This window comes from Gudongella ferriphila, assembly GCF_046224405.1.
Taxonomy (GTDB): Bacteria; Bacillota; Clostridia; order Tissierellales; family Tissierellaceae; genus Gudongella.
Genome location: NZ_JBJXRK010000013.1, coordinates 1 through 14,781 on the forward strand (window position 1 = coordinate 1; position 14,781 = coordinate 14,781).

15 protein-coding genes are annotated in these 14,781 nt (G+C 41.2%); all 15 read left to right on the forward strand.

Annotation, left to right across the window (positions count from 1 at the left end; translation table 11 throughout):
* The first annotated feature begins 62 nt into the window (after window positions 1-62).
* Window positions 63-1,349, forward strand: coding sequence for an EF-P 5-aminopentanol modification-associated protein YfmF (yfmF, locus tag ACKVDP_RS08330; RefSeq protein WP_409228354.1), 1,287 nt, complete (start codon window positions 63-65; stop codon window positions 1,347-1,349).
* Window positions 1,336-2,631, forward strand: a complete 1,296-nt coding sequence (gene yfmH, locus ACKVDP_RS08335; RefSeq protein WP_409228355.1) for an EF-P 5-aminopentanol modification-associated protein YfmH — start codon at window positions 1,336-1,338, stop codon at window positions 2,629-2,631. The genes yfmF and yfmH overlap by 14 nt, the downstream gene beginning before the upstream one ends.
* Window positions 2,632-2,645: 14 nt before the next feature.
* A complete protein-coding gene (gene lgt, locus ACKVDP_RS08340) occupies window positions 2,646-3,383 on the forward strand; it encodes a prolipoprotein diacylglyceryl transferase (protein ID WP_409228356.1) in 738 nt (245 codons plus the stop codon).
* Between the two features lie 208 nt (window positions 3,384-3,591).
* On the forward strand, window positions 3,592-4,023 hold the full coding sequence (gene mraZ / locus ACKVDP_RS08345; RefSeq protein ID WP_409228357.1) for a division/cell wall cluster transcriptional repressor MraZ: 432 nt from the start codon (window positions 3,592-3,594) through the stop codon (window positions 4,021-4,023).
* A 29-nt stretch (window positions 4,024-4,052) separates the two neighbouring features.
* Window positions 4,053-4,985, forward strand: coding sequence for a 16S rRNA (cytosine(1402)-N(4))-methyltransferase RsmH (rsmH, locus tag ACKVDP_RS08350; protein WP_409228358.1), 933 nt, complete (start codon window positions 4,053-4,055; stop codon window positions 4,983-4,985).
* A 24-nt stretch (window positions 4,986-5,009) separates the two neighbouring features.
* Complete coding sequence (locus ACKVDP_RS08355) at window positions 5,010-5,456, forward strand: septum formation initiator family protein (protein WP_409228359.1); 447 nt, start codon at window positions 5,010-5,012, stop codon at window positions 5,454-5,456.
* 11 nt (window positions 5,457-5,467) lie between these two features.
* Window positions 5,468-7,489, forward strand: coding sequence for a penicillin-binding transpeptidase domain-containing protein (locus tag ACKVDP_RS08360; protein ID WP_409228361.1), 2,022 nt, complete (start codon window positions 5,468-5,470; stop codon window positions 7,487-7,489).
* Window positions 7,490-7,609: 120 nt separating this feature from the next.
* Window positions 7,610-8,575 (forward strand): phospho-N-acetylmuramoyl-pentapeptide-transferase, encoded by a 966-nt coding sequence (gene mraY / locus ACKVDP_RS08365; protein WP_409228362.1) that lies wholly within the window; start codon window positions 7,610-7,612, stop codon window positions 8,573-8,575.
* A 12-nt stretch (window positions 8,576-8,587) separates the two neighbouring features.
* Complete coding sequence (gene murD / locus ACKVDP_RS08370; RefSeq protein WP_409228363.1) at window positions 8,588-9,946, forward strand: UDP-N-acetylmuramoyl-L-alanine--D-glutamate ligase; 1,359 nt, start codon at window positions 8,588-8,590, stop codon at window positions 9,944-9,946.
* A 4-nt stretch (window positions 9,947-9,950) separates the two neighbouring features.
* Window positions 9,951-11,093 carry a putative lipid II flippase FtsW gene (gene ftsW, locus ACKVDP_RS08375; RefSeq protein ID WP_409228364.1) on the forward strand — a complete coding sequence of 381 codons (1,143 nt, stop codon included), beginning with the start codon at window positions 9,951-9,953 and terminating at the stop codon, window positions 11,091-11,093.
* Window positions 11,077-12,174, forward strand: a complete 1,098-nt coding sequence (murG, locus tag ACKVDP_RS08380) for an undecaprenyldiphospho-muramoylpentapeptide beta-N-acetylglucosaminyltransferase (RefSeq protein WP_409228365.1) — start codon at window positions 11,077-11,079, stop codon at window positions 12,172-12,174. The genes ftsW and murG overlap by 17 nt, the downstream gene beginning before the upstream one ends.
* Before the next feature lie 15 nt (window positions 12,175-12,189).
* Window positions 12,190-12,942, forward strand: coding sequence for a cell division protein FtsQ/DivIB (locus ACKVDP_RS08385; RefSeq protein WP_409228366.1), 753 nt, complete (start codon window positions 12,190-12,192; stop codon window positions 12,940-12,942).
* 10 nt (window positions 12,943-12,952) lie between these two features.
* Window positions 12,953-13,681, forward strand: a complete 729-nt coding sequence (locus ACKVDP_RS08390; RefSeq protein WP_409228367.1) for a DUF881 domain-containing protein — start codon at window positions 12,953-12,955, stop codon at window positions 13,679-13,681.
* Window positions 13,682-13,691: 10 nt separating this feature from the next.
* Window positions 13,692-14,414 carry a DUF881 domain-containing protein gene (locus tag ACKVDP_RS08395; protein ID WP_409228368.1) on the forward strand — a complete coding sequence of 241 codons (723 nt, stop codon included), beginning with the start codon at window positions 13,692-13,694 and terminating at the stop codon, window positions 14,412-14,414.
* Window positions 14,415-14,768 (forward strand): small basic family protein, encoded by a 354-nt coding sequence (locus ACKVDP_RS08400; RefSeq protein WP_409228369.1) that lies wholly within the window; start codon window positions 14,415-14,417, stop codon window positions 14,766-14,768.
* The last annotated feature ends 13 nt before the right edge of the window (window positions 14,769-14,781 follow it).

A 14,781-nucleotide genomic window follows, 5' to 3' on the forward strand; every position in this document is an offset into this window, starting at 1 on the left:
TTAAGAACCCTATCAATGGGTAATAAATGTTTTGTAGAATAATGAAAGGAGGGATTGCGACCATGGAATCCATAAGAAAAGAAATAGGAAAAGGTTTGAGTATCAGCTCAACCTATACAGATAAATTCAAATCCAATTATTTGGGAGTCTATATTATCAGACCCCTTGACAGGAGCGAAGTTACCATGAATTCATTGCTGCCAATGGTTCTTGAAAGAGGGACAAAAAATCATCCAGGCACTCTTGAATTGAAGAGAAAACTCGAGGATCTTTTTGGCTCAAACCTTAACATAAGCGCATCCAGGAGAGGGGAAAGGCAGGTAATCAAATTCTCGATTGAGTGGGCAGATGGAAGATATACAGGAGAAAAAGGCTTGGATCGTGAAATCCTTCAGATGTTTAAAGAGGTAATTTTTGAACCGCACCTGGAAGGGGATTCATTCTCCGGCAAGTACGTTGAACAGGAAAAGAATAATCTGATTACAAGGATAAACAACAAGATCAATGACAAGAGAAGCTATTCAATAAACAGATGCATTGAAGAAATGTGCAGAGGTGAAAGATTCAGCATATACCCTGGAGGTTACGTGGAGGATGTAGATCAAATAGATGGGAAGGTTCTATATGATCACTACAGAAAGGTCCTTCAAACAAGCCAGATTGAGATGGTATACACAGGTCATGACAACCATTTTAACATGGAGGACATTATCCCAGCGGAGTTAAGGGAAAGAAAAGTGGTGACATTTGTTCCTCGGGAGACTATTATTGAGAAATCCCAGAACAGAAATCAAGTAAGAGAAAAAATGCCTGTCACTCAGGGAAAGCTGGTATTGGGATACAGGGCGGGCATACCCTATGAAGATAAACTTTATAATGGATTGCTTCTTGGCAATGAAATCTTCGGAGGAGGACCTAACTCAATTCTTTTCAGGAATGTTAGGGAAAAGCACAGCCTTGCATATTATGTAAGATCAAATATCATAAAACACAAATCCATTGTATTGCTGGATGCTGGTATTGAGTTTCAGAACTATCAAAAGACAGTGGACCTGATTAACCAGGGATTGCAGGATATGCTAAACGGCAACTTTTCTGATGAGGACATGGAAATTGCAAAGAAATCTGTTCGAACATCAAGCGAGTCAATTATCGACAGTCCACAGCTCATGTCAGAATTCATATTTGGAAAGATTATTGCAAATGACGATAGAAGTTTGGAAGAGATGATCCGACAGCTGGAAGAGGTGACAAGAGAGGATATCATTCTAGCCATGGGCAAAGTAAACCTGGATACCATCTATTTCATGGATGGCTTGAACAGGGAGGTGCAAGATGAAAGTAATTAGAAATGAAAATCTTAGAGAAGAAATATATCATCAGGAGCTGGACAATGGGATCAATCTTTTCTATTTTCCCAAGAAGGGCTTCACAAAGAAATATGCAATCTTCACAACCAATTATGGTTCTACCGATAATATTTTTGTTCCATTGGGAGAACGGGAGCCTGTGGAACTTCCTGAAGGAATAGCTCATTTTCTCGAGCACAAGCTCTTTGAGGAACCTGATGTAGACCTGTTCCAGAAATTTTCGTCACAGGGAGCATATGTAAATGCATATACAAATTTCAATCAAACCTCATATCTTTTTTATTCCACAGACAATTTCTATGAAAACCTTGATCTACTTGTTAGATTTGTTCAAAGTCCGTTCTTGACCGATGAGAACGTTGAGAAGGAAAAGGGTATAATTGCACAGGAGATTCAGATGTATCAGGATAACCCAAAATGGGTGGTGTTTTTCAACACACTAAAGGCCATGTATCACAGGCATCCGGTACGAACTGATATCGCAGGCACGGTTGAAAGCATTTACAGGATCACCAAGGAAGATCTGGAAACATCCTACAGGACTTTCTACAATCCTGGGAATATGGTGCTTTTCGTAGTTGGTGATCTGGACAAGGATGAAGTGTTGAAGACCGTTGAAAAGGCTGGCAAGGAGTATCCAACTACATCTGATGTTGTTGAACGAATTGTCCAGGATGAACCAGATGAAATACTTTTAAAGTCAATTGAAGAGAGAATGATGACATCAAAGCCCCTTTTCCATATAGGAGTCAAGGACACCGAGTTAGGTCAATCTGGAAGGGAAGCTGTCAAGAAGGACATAACAACAAATATTATTTTGGACATGCTGTTTACAAACAGCTCAGAATTTTATAATGAACTGTATTCCGAGGGTCTTGTGGATAGCACCTTTGGTGCTTATTTTACGGGCAAGAAGACATATGGACATTCCCTGATCGCCGGGCAAAGCGACAAACCTCAGGAAGTGTACAATAGGATCATGGAAATGTTTGGGGATCCTGCAAGGTATTTGACCAAGGAAGCCTTTCTGAGAATCAAGAAAAAGGAAATAGGAGGCTTTTTGACAGGCTTCAACTCTATAGAGTTTATTGCAAACAACCTGACAGATTTATATTTTCAGGACTTTTTGCTGATAGATTACCTTGATGTTCTAAATGAAATCAAATTTGAAGACATCATCAATAGATTTAAAAGTCACTTCAATGAGGATAGAAGTGTAATCTCAATAATCTGGCCTGAAATGGAATCAGATAATAATTGAAAGGTGGTTAAACGATGGACCCAGTAGCATTTTCAATATTCGGACTTGAGGTTCGATGGTATGGATTGCTAATAGCAATAGCAGTAATGATTGGAACTTTGATTGCAACAAAAGAGGCTGGAAGAAAGGGAATTAAGGAGGAAACATTTATAGATTTCCTATTGTTCGCAGTCCCTGTGGCGATTTTATTTGCACGACTATATTACGTGGTTTTCTCCTGGGATTACTACAGTGCCAATCCAGGCCAAATATTTAACATTAGAGGTGGAGGGCTGGCAATCCACGGAGCAGTGATAGGTGGAGCTCTGGTGGCGATAATCTTCTCAAAGGTCAAGAAGCTGAGATTCTGGACTCTGGCAGATGTGGCGGCTCCTAGTCTCATCTTGGGTCAGGCCATTGGAAGATGGGGTAATTTTGTAAACCAGGAAGCCCACGGAGGCCCAACAGACCTGCCATGGGGAATAATGGTGGATGGAGTGAAGGTTCACCCCACCTTTTTATACGAGTCAATATGGAACCTGCTTGTATTCATGTTTCTGATCTGGTACAGAAAAAAATCCAAGGTGGAGGGCGAGATTTTCCTGCTGTATGTAATCTTGTATTCTCTAGCTAGATTCTTTATTGAGGGCTTGAGAACAGACAGTCTGATGTTTGGACCATTCAGGGTAGCACAACTAATCAGTATATTAACCATAGTAGTGGGTGGCGCTGTACTTTACAACAGAAGAAAGGCAGTGGAAAATAAGCTTTAAACTTAAGAAAATGCAATAGAAAATCTATCTGAGAACCCGGAGAAATATCTTCCGGGTTCTGTTTTGTCTAGCTATCAGGACCAAAGTCCCAAAAGGGCACTTTATCCAACTAAAATGGTGGATAAAAACTAAGTTTTAGGGTAAAATGAATATAAAGTGGAGCAAAGTGGAGGAAAGTGGTAAATAAACGGCAAAGGTGGAGAAGAGTATGTTTATAGGTGAATATCAACATACTATCGATGAAAAGGGACGACTGATCATCCCTTCAAAATTCAGGGATCCTCTTGGTGATGAGTTTGTAATGACCAAAGGCCTTGACAACTGCCTTTTTGTTTACCCTAAGGATGAATGGAAAATTGTTGAGGATAAGTTAAAAGGCTTGCCGATGACCAACAAGGATGCAAGAGCCTTTGTCAGATTCTTCTTCTCTGGAGCCACAGAATGTATTCTTGATAAGCAGGGGAGAGTGCTTATTCCTGGTAACCTGAGAGAGCATTCGAAACTGGTCAAGGATACTGTAGTAATCGGTGTATCCACAAGGCTTGAAATTTGGAGCAAGGAAGAATGGAATGACTACAATGATGATGACAGCCTGAGCTATGACAGTATTGCAGAGAAAATGGCTGAATTGGGGATTTAATTGAATCAATTTTTGTAGGGGGTGTTCACATGGAATTTCATCACGTTTCGGTTTTGCTGAATGAAGTACTTGAAGGACTTGCCATCAGGGAAGATGGAATATATGTGGATGGCACTCTGGGAGGAGCTGGACATTCAAAAGAAATTTTAAAGAGGCTCACCACTGGTAGGCTTGTAGGAATAGATCAGGATGAGAATGCTCTTGAAAAATCCAAGGAAGTTTTGAAGGAGTACATTGACAAAGTAGACCTTGTACACTCAAATTACGTGAATATAAAAGACGTATTAAATAACTTGAACATAGAAAAGGTAGATGGAATTTTGCTTGACCTAGGAGTATCATCCCACCAGCTGGACACTGAGGAAAGGGGTTTCTCCCACAACAAGGACGCTCCTCTGGATATGAGAATGGATACCACCAGCGATTTTACAGCATGGGATGTTGTAAACAAGTATTCCGCACAAGAGTTAACAAGAATTTTTCTGGAATATGGAGAGGAAAAGTGGGGGAAGAGGATAGCTGAGTTTATTGTAAAGGAAAGGTCTGAAAAACCAATAGACACTACCCTGGAACTGGTGACAGTTATAAAGAAGGCAATTCCAAAAAAGGTTAGGATGGAGGGCCATCATCCAGCAAAGAAGACGTTTCAGGCAATCAGGATAGAGGTCAACGGAGAATTGGACGTTCTTAGGAGTGCAATAGCAGATATGGTGGAATGTTTGAAACCAGGAGGGAGACTGGCAATAATAACCTTCCATTCATTGGAAGACAGGATAGTGAAGGAGCAGTTCAAGGAGCTATACAAGGATTGCATCTGTCCACCGGGATTTCCAACCTGTGTTTGCGACAAGAGAAGAGAAATTGAAATTATCACAAGAAAACCGATTGTACCTGGCAAAGAGGAGCTAGATGAAAATCCAAGAAGCAGATCGGCTAAGCTAAGGGTTGCTGAACGAATATAGGCACTTGCAAGGGGGGCAAATATCATGATGGCGGCAAAAGTACTGTATGATCAATACCCGGAATACATAGGTGAGAAAAAACAGAAAACAGTCCAAAAAGTAGCTCGGAGAAAAAGCCATGCCCTAAATAGACAAATGTATATTACACTTGCAATAATTTTATTAAGTACTTCTTTATTTATACTACAGGGTTATGCTAAAATAACTTCTATGAGATTGGAAATAACAAGATTGGAAAACGAGGCTACTGAATTGGCGAAATTGAAGAAGGATCTGTCTGGTACTCTAGAGGGGTTGAAGAACAGTACATTGATAGCTGAACAGGCAAAAAATAGCCTGGGAATGATTTACCCAGAAGATGGTCAGATTCAATATATCACGGTCAATGAAACAGTATTGAATGATTCGTATCGGATTACATTCCAGGATAAGATCAGAAATGTGATAGGTCTATTTGCCAGCCTTTACTAGGAGGGATTTTATTGCACAAAATAAACAAATCAACCAAGAAACGATTAAGGTTTGCTATATTGGTAGTGACTTTAATCGTGTTTTTTTTAGGATACAGACTTATCAGGGTTCAAGTGATAGAGGGTGCTGACTATAAACGAGGTGCCATGCAGCAATGGACCAAGGCAATTGACCTTAAATCAGACAGGGGAATAATATACGACAGAAAGGGAAGAAAGTTGGCTGTAAATGTAACATCCTTTACAATATGGGCCAGTCCTTCCGATGTGAAAAACCCCGAAGAGGCGGCCATGAGACTTCAACCCATACTACAGCTTGACAGCAGTGAAATACTTGCAAGCCTGAAAAGGGAAAGCTCCGTTGTAAAGCTTAAGCAATGGATAACAAGGGAAGAGGCGGAAATGGTGCGTGAGCTTGGTATCGGAGGGATATCAATTGTTGATGACAACAAGAGATATTATCCGTTCGGGAATTTTGCATCCTATATCCTTGGCTTCACAGATATTGACAACAATGGCCTGTACGGAATAGAACGAGTCTATGATCAGTATTTAACAGGAGTACCAGGAGTTTGGGTCAAGGCTACAGACAGAGACAACAGACAGCTTCCCTATGGAAGCGAAAAAATTCATAATCCGGAGAATGGGACATCTGTTATCCTGACAATTGATGAAACTATTCAAGGGTTTGCAGAGGAAGCCGCACAGGAGGCATTAGAGAAGAACCAAGCGAAAAGCGTTTCAATAATTGTAATGGATCCTGTTACGGGAGAGGTTTTAGCCATGGCAAACAAACCTGACTACGATCCTAACAACCCTAGAAAATCCTTAAATGAGGAACTTAATAATCAATGGGAATCCCTTCCATTTGAGGAGCAGCAGCAAAAATGGTACGAGATGTGGAGAAACTATGCAATCAATGATATCTACGAGCCAGGATCTACCTTTAAGATAGTAACGGCTGCAGCGGCACTTGAGGAAGGAACGGCGAACTTAAACTCACATTATTACTGCAATGGATTTATTAGAGACATTCCAGGGGTGGTCCTGAGATGTTCCAGCTGGTATGATCCACATGGGGACCAGGATTTCGCAAGGGCCTTCAGTAATTCGTGTAATGTGGCTTTCGTAAACATGGCAAGAGAGCTTGGCACTGAAAAAATGTATGAATATATAAAAGCATTTGGTTTTGGCGAAGTGACGGGAATAGACCTTCTTGGTGAGCAAAGGGGAATCATACCATCTGGAACTGCCAGCATAAGGGAAGTCAACCTTGCGACCCTATCCTATGGTCACGGTATTGCAGTTACTCCAATACAGATGATCAATGCCATATCTGTAATTGGGAATGGTGGAAATCTCATGACTCCTCACATTGTCAAAGGGCTTGCTGATTCTGATGGGAATGTTGTAAAGCTGTTTGAACCTGAATTGAGAAGACAGGTGATATCTGAGACAACAACCAATGAGCTCTTGGATATGCTGGAGCTGACAGTTCTGGAAGGAACAGGTAGAAAGGCCTATGTACCTGGGTATAGAATTGGAGGTAAAACAGGGACCGCTCAGAAGATAATTGACGGAAGGTACGTAGATGGGAAATATATTTCTTCATTTGGAGGGTTGGCTCCGGTAGATGACCCTCAGGTTGCTGTTTTGGTGATTGTAGATGAGCCCACAGGTATCTACTACGGAGGTACAGTTGCGGGTCCTCCTGCCGCAAGTGTTATAGAAAGCACCCTTAAATACCTGGAGGTACCAAGGAAATATACGGATGAAGAGCTGAAGGCTACAAAAGAAACGGTTATTGTTCCTGATGTCAGGAATATATCCATAAATCGAGCGGGAAAAGAGCTCACTGACCTGGACCTTAAATATACAACCGAGTATGAGGATTTCAATACAGACACCATGGTATTGAATCAATATCCCTCACCTGGTGAAGAGGTTACCAAGGGGTCGATAATTGACCTGTATCTCGAGAATGGCAGCAGCAACCCTGTGCTATCCAGTGAGGATATTAATAATTCAAACTAAAGACAACTTTGAGTTGTCTTTCTTGTTCGGAAGTTAATAAATATGTCTGGTAAATGAAGTCAATCTTTACTATAATAGGAATGATATAGATTAAGAAAGACAATTGAGAGGAGTACGTATATGAATGAATCAACCCAGCTAATGCTGGCATCCGGTGCAGGATTTGTCTTGAGCTCTTTCCTTGGGCCAAAGATAATACCATTGCTGCAGCGACTGAAAATAGGCCAAAGCATAAGGGAGGACGGCCCATCATCCCACTTGGCAAAATCAGGGACACCAACCATGGGAGGGATAATTTTCCTTATAGCCTTTGTGGTTGCAACTACGATAGCTGTTGGGCTTAATGCTGATATGGGGATAATAATAGTTTCCACACTGGGATTCGGTGCAGTGGGATTTATGGACGATTATATAAAGGTTGTAAAAAAAAGGAATCTTGGATTGAGAGCCTATCAGAAGATTATTGGACAATTTGTGGTAGCCATGATTCTAATACATTATTACTTGAATTTCTCTGGATCATATCCGCAGATTTTGATACCCCTGCTAGGGGAGAAAAACCTCACTTTAGGGGTTCTCACAATACCTTTCCTGCTTGTTGTGATCATAGGTACTGTGAATGCAGTCAATCTAACTGACGGTCTGGACGGACTGGCAACAGGAGTCTCTGTAATAGTATTCGGGACTTTTGGATTGCTTTCACTGAGACTAGGGTATGTTGATGCCGCTGTGGCTTCATTTGCAATGGCGGGTTCACTGCTGGGTTTTCTGATCTACAACTACAACCCTGCAAGGATATTTATGGGTGATACTGGATCTCTTGCCCTTGGTGGAGCTTTGTCTGCCATAACCCTTTTATCAGGGACTTATATATTTATTCTTGTAATAGGAGGACTATTTTTTGCAGAGGCTCTTTCTGTGATGATTCAGGTCGGATACTTTAAGTTGACAGGGAAGAGGTTCTTCAGAATGGCACCTTTGCATCACCATTACGAGCAAAAAGGCTGGAAGGAAATTAAGGTTGTTTGGGTATTTTGGGCAACGACTTTGGTGCTTTCATTGACGGGGTTATTTATTCTAAGTTAGGAAGTGTTTATTATGTTGATTAAAGGCAAAAAAATATTGGTTATGGGAATTGGGATAACAGGAATATCCGCCATTAAAATGCTTATGGAGCATAATAATGAACTTATGGTATATGATGAAAAATCCAAAGAAGAGATTATTGAGCTACTTCACCAAAATGAAATTGACCAGGTTGCAGTAGTCGATGATGAAAGCAAATACCTGATCCAGGAGGTTGACTTTGTTGTGAAAAGTCCTGGCATACCTCCTGACCACCATATTATTGAATTTGCAGAGGATAAGGATATTCCGGTTATATCAGATATTGAACTGGCCTTCAATGTTGGAATACAGGGGACCGTAATTGGCATAACAGGAACCAACGGAAAAACCACATCCACCATGCTTGCGGGGGAGATACTGAAAAAGGCTGGAATCCAGACACACCTTGCAGGGAACATGGGAACAGGCATCCTTCAGGTTGTGGAGAAGGTAAAGCAGGAAGATTACATAGTGCTTGAATTAAGCAGCTTTCAGCTTGAGCATACATATCTTTTCAGACCCCAGGTGGCTTTAATAACCAATATAACAGAGGATCACCTGGATTGGCATGGTTCATTTGAAAACTACATGGCGTCAAAGTTTAAGATATTCTCAAATCAAAGTGCTGACAATCATCTGATTTTAAATTGGGATGACAAACACTTGAGAGGCTTGAAGGATAAGGTAAGACCTGAAATAATCTGGTTCAGCACACAGGAGGAGCTGGAGGAGGGAATTTATCTCAAGGATGACTCCATAATATATAGGATGGATGGAGCTGAGGAAACCATTCTGGAACTTGCAGATATAAAGATACCAGGGCTTCACAATATAGAAAACGTATGTGGAGTTGTAGGTATAATGAAGGCTTTGAAAATTGACAATGGGATAATCAGGGAATCGGTTAGATGCTTTAAGGGAGTTGAGCATAGAATTGAGTTTATCCAGGAAAAGAACGGAATTTCTTATTATAATGATTCAAAGGGAACCAATGTTCAGTCAACCCTTAAGGCCATACAGGCAATGGTTAGCCCCGTTGTCCTTATCGCAGGAGGCTATGACAAGGGTGCCGATTACGGAGATTTGACAGAGGCTCTGGTCCTTAAGTGCAGAGCGTTGATCCTTATGGGTGAGACTGCTGAAAAAATCAGGAAATCCGCAGAAGAAAATGGGATTTCAGAAATATATAAGGTGAAGAACATGGAGGAAGCAGTTAGGACAGCAGCCACAACAGGAATGGCTGGAGATGCTGTCCTATTGTCTCCAGCTTGCGCCAGCTGGGATATGTACAGAAATTTTGAAGAGAGAGGCAAGCATTTCAAGAGGATCGTAATGGAATTGACGGAGTGATACCATGGCAAATCAGAAGAAAAGAAAGAAGCCTGTAGACTTTTTAATATTTATTTCCGTCATTACTCTTGTATTCATAGGGATAATAATGGTTTATAGTGCTAGCTGGCCAGAAGGCATGGTCAGGTATGAGGATGGCAGCCATTATGCAAAAAGACATATACAGTGGGCTGTAGTAGGATTGCTCGTGATGTTAATGACCATGAACATCGACTACAGATTCTGGAAAAAGATTTCCCTCCCAATATATATAACAGCAATAATTTTAGGTCTTCTGATATTCAGCCCCATAGGAATGGAGCTCAAGGGGGCAAGAAGATGGATTGACATAGGATTTACAACCTTCATGCCATCGGATGTCATTAAGCTTGGAAGCATAGTTTTCTTTGCGGCATTTCTGGACAACAAGAAGGAAAGGGTAAGAAATTTTTTTGATGGTGCCATACCTGCTTTTATCCTAATAGGCCTGTCTGCAGGTCTTGTTTACCTGCAGAGGGACCTTAGCACAACAGCAACTGTTGCAGGGACTTTGTTTGCCATGTTTTTTGTGGCTGGGATGTGGCTTCCAATTATTGGAGTGCTCGTTGCAGGGGTTGGTATTTTTGCAAAATATGCAATATTTTCTGAAGGTAACGAGTATAGGCAACGTCGCGTATTTGCATTTTTGGACCCATTTGCCGATAAGCTGGGGGACGGGTGGCAGATAGTGCAATCACTTTATGCAATGGGATCCGGAGGTCTTCTTGGTGTAGGCCTTGGACAGAGCAGGCAGAAGTTCTTCTACATACCAGAGGCCTACAATGATTTCATTTTTTCAATTATTGGTGAGGAGCTTGGACTACTTGGATCAATGTTTGTGCTCTTGCTCTATGCTATGATAATATGGAGAGGGTATACAGTTGCCCTTCATGCAAAGGATGCCTTCGGCAGCTATCTTGCCACAGGGATAACAACTCTACTTGCGATTCAGACATTTATAAATATTGCCGTAGTTACATCCAGTATGCCCGTTACAGGAATAACACTTCCATTGATTAGCTTTGGAGGTACTTCCCTGGTTATTTACCTCGCAGGTATGGGAATACTGTTAAACATATCGAGGACATCTATTAGTGATAGGAGAAAGCCAGATGAAAATCATAGTTAGCGGAGGCGGAACAGGGGGACACATCTATCCTGCTTTAGCCATTGCGGAGGGTATTAAGGACAAGTTCAAAAATGTGGAGATTCTATATGTGGGGACTGAAGGAAGCCTTGAAGAGGAACTTGCACAGAAGGCTGGCTATACCTTCCAATCAATTCGTGTAAAGGGAATGCCCAGGAAGCTGAACAGGAGGTCAATCATTGCCATGAGGGAGCTCATACGTGGTCTCAGTGATTCCAGAAAAATTCTTAAGAGCTTCAAACCGGATCTTGTAATAGGAACTGGAGGCTATGTTTGCGGACCTATTCTGTACAGGGCAGCAAAAAGCAAAATTCCAACGGTTATACACGAACAGAATGCCTACCCTGGAATAACCAACAAGATTCTTTCAAGATTTGTAAACAAGGTTCTAATAACATATGATGACTCTAGAAAGTACTTCCACAAAGCCAGCGACGTGGTTCTTACAGGAAACCCTGTGAGGAAGGACATTATTGACCAGGATAGGAACAATGCCCGAAAGGAGCTGAGTCTGGATGAAAAGCCAACGGTTATTTCCTTTGGAGGTAGTGGAGGACAAAGGAGCCTAAACAACTCAATCCTGGGAATATTGGAAGAAGTGTCCAGGGATAATGCAATAAATCTTATCCATGTTACCGGCAAGTCACATTATGAGGCATTTGCTGAAAAGCTCAAGGATGAAAACATCCGACCCGGGAACAATATAGATATTCTTCCTTACCACCACAGAATGCCAATTGCAATACATGCAGCAGACCTTGTGATAACAAGCGGTGGAGCAATAGCACTTGCTGAGATTTCAGCTGCTGGAAAGCCATCAATATTGATACCTAAGGCTTATACAGCGGAAAATCATCAGGAGTACAATGCAAGATCCTTCCAGGAAAGAGGAGCTGCCCGTATGATTTTGGAAAAGGACCTGACACCGGAGTTTTTGTACAAGACAATAATGGAGCTGATTTCCGATGGTGACAAGCTAATGGAGATGTCAGAAAACAGCAAAAAAATGGGGAATCCAGATGCAACCAAGGCGATTGTTGGAGAAATTTCCAAGTTAATATAGATGGAAGGTGGAACAATGGTCAAGGAGACCAGAGTGCAAAGAAAGAATAGAAGACTAAGACTATATAGAGGGATAGCTCTTTTGATTGTCATAGCTGGTGTGCTGATATTCTGGAGTCTAAGGACAAGTCTGTTGGACATCAAGACCATAACAGTGGAAGGGACTTCCATACTATCCTCCCAGGAAATAATGGAAGCATCAGGTGTAGTTGTGGGCGAGAATATAATCAAGGCTAATATTGGGTCTGGAGAGAAAAAGGTTACAGAATTACCCTATATTGAGACTGCAGATATTAAAAGAAAGCTTCCTGGTACTGTGAATATTAAAGTCCAGGAAAGAAGACCCTACCTGCAGTTTGCATACAATTACAGCTATGCAATTGTTGATCCTGAGGGGGTTCTCCTTGAGTATTCCATTAGAAGGAACAATGACATACCCCTGGTCAAGGGACTGGACTGGGCGGAGCTTAAGGCCGGAGACAGCTTGACGGAAAAACCATTGGGAGAAAGCCTGTTGGACTTTTTCAATGACCAGGAGATTGAAGAGATCGTCCTGAACTTCAGGGAGATTGAATTTGACGAGGAGAAGAATATTAAGATTAATTTATTTAGTGGAGTGACTGTTGAATTTGGCCCCCTCTATAATGTAAAATATAAGTTAAAGGTACTCCAGGAAATAATTGAGGATGTTGAAGAGAAAAACATCCCTACAAAAATGATTATTATGAACAAAGGAGAACATCCGATAGTAGTTAGAGATGAGAAATGAGGGGGATAAAATGAAAATCAAGGGAGAATTAGTAGCACTTGTAGTGGTTTCCCTTATCCTTGGATTGATTTTATCCATCCAGTTCAAGACCATAAATCAGTCGGTTGGGGAGGGAGTGATGCCTACACAAAGGGCACAGGAGCTTGCCAACGAGTTGAGAAAAGCACAGGGTGAAATGGAATCACAGCTGAGGCATATACAGGAGCTTGAATCAAAAATTGAGCAATACGAAAAGGGTGGTATAGAAAACGACATCTACGCCGAAAACCTGTACAAGGATGCAATGAAATACAGAATGCTTGCAGGCTACACTGACCTGGTTGGAGAAGGGATTGTGCTTGAAATAAACGACCCTCCTGTTGACATACAATTTGGGGAGGGGTTCAGCATAGTGGATGAGCTTGATCTGATCCTTCAGGTTGTCAGTGTACTCAATGCTGCCGAGGCTGAAGCCATAAGCATAAACGATCAGCGATACACTGCATTCACTGAAATTGTAAGAGCTGGAAATCACATAGAAATCAATGGTGTTTCCACCAGTTCGCCTATAATAATAAAAGCGGTTGGAAATCCTAATACACTTGAATCAGCTTTGAGTATCAAGTGGGGTATCGTGTGGCAGCTAAGAAACTACGATTACATTGTACATTTGACCCAGGAAAAGGAAGTTCAAATTCCGAGATATAGAAGGGTTAAAGATTTCATATACGCCACTCCTGTTGAAGAAACAATAGACTAGGAGGGTTATTATGAATAGGAATAATCCCAAGCTTATGATTACCGTATTCAGTATCCTGGTGGGAATACTTATAGCTTCTCAAATGAAACTTAATGTTCAGCTATTGACTCCTGTGACAGTTAAGTCGATAATGGATACCAGGAAGGAGATTGATGCTGTAAGGAATGAAATCAGTGAATTGGAAAAGATTGTCGCTCAAAGGGAAGCTGAATTGACAACACTGGAGAGCATCAATACAGGTGAGGTCAACATAATTGATATCCTAAAGAAGGATGTCATGGAAAATAGGAACAGGGCTGGCTACACAGCCATGGAAGGTCCAGGTCTGGAAATCATCATGTATGATAATATTGGTGGCGGCATAGGACTGAACTTCAATGATTATATAATCCATGATGTTGACATAATGAACATAATCAATGACCTGAGAGTTGCGGGAGCCGAGGCGATCAGTATAAACGATCAGAGAATAATCGCATCAAGTGAAGTGAAATGTGGAGGCCCAATAATACGTGTAAATGGCAAAAGTATTGGAACACCTTTTGTAATAAACGCAATAGGTGATCCCCAATTGTTGATGGCAGCTGTTAATGCTCCAGGTACATATGGAGATAATCTGACAAAAATATATGGAATTGGGCTTCAGCCATACGTAAAGGATAAGGTAGAGGTTGCTGCCTATAAGGGATCGTTTAAGTTTAATTATGCTAAACCTATGGAAGAAGGTGAGTAAATGGTATATGCTTTAATTGGAATACTAGTAGGAGCAATAATTGGATTTCTTCTTCCATATACCTATAACACTGCATACACTCTTTATATATCCGTGGCAATATTGGCCTGTCTTGACTCTGTATTTGGAGGGATCAGAGCCAATCTGGAAAACAAGTTCAATACCAGGATTTTTATTTCCGGTTTTTTCGGAAATGCAATATTGGCGGCATTTTTGGCATACATTGGGGATGGGTTAGGATTTCCGCTGTATTATGCAGCCATTTTCACCTTTGGAAGCAGACTTTTTGACAATTTCGCTAAGATAAGAAGACTCTGGCTATTCAAGGAAAAGTCGGTAAAAACACAAAAGTAACATCCAAATGAGA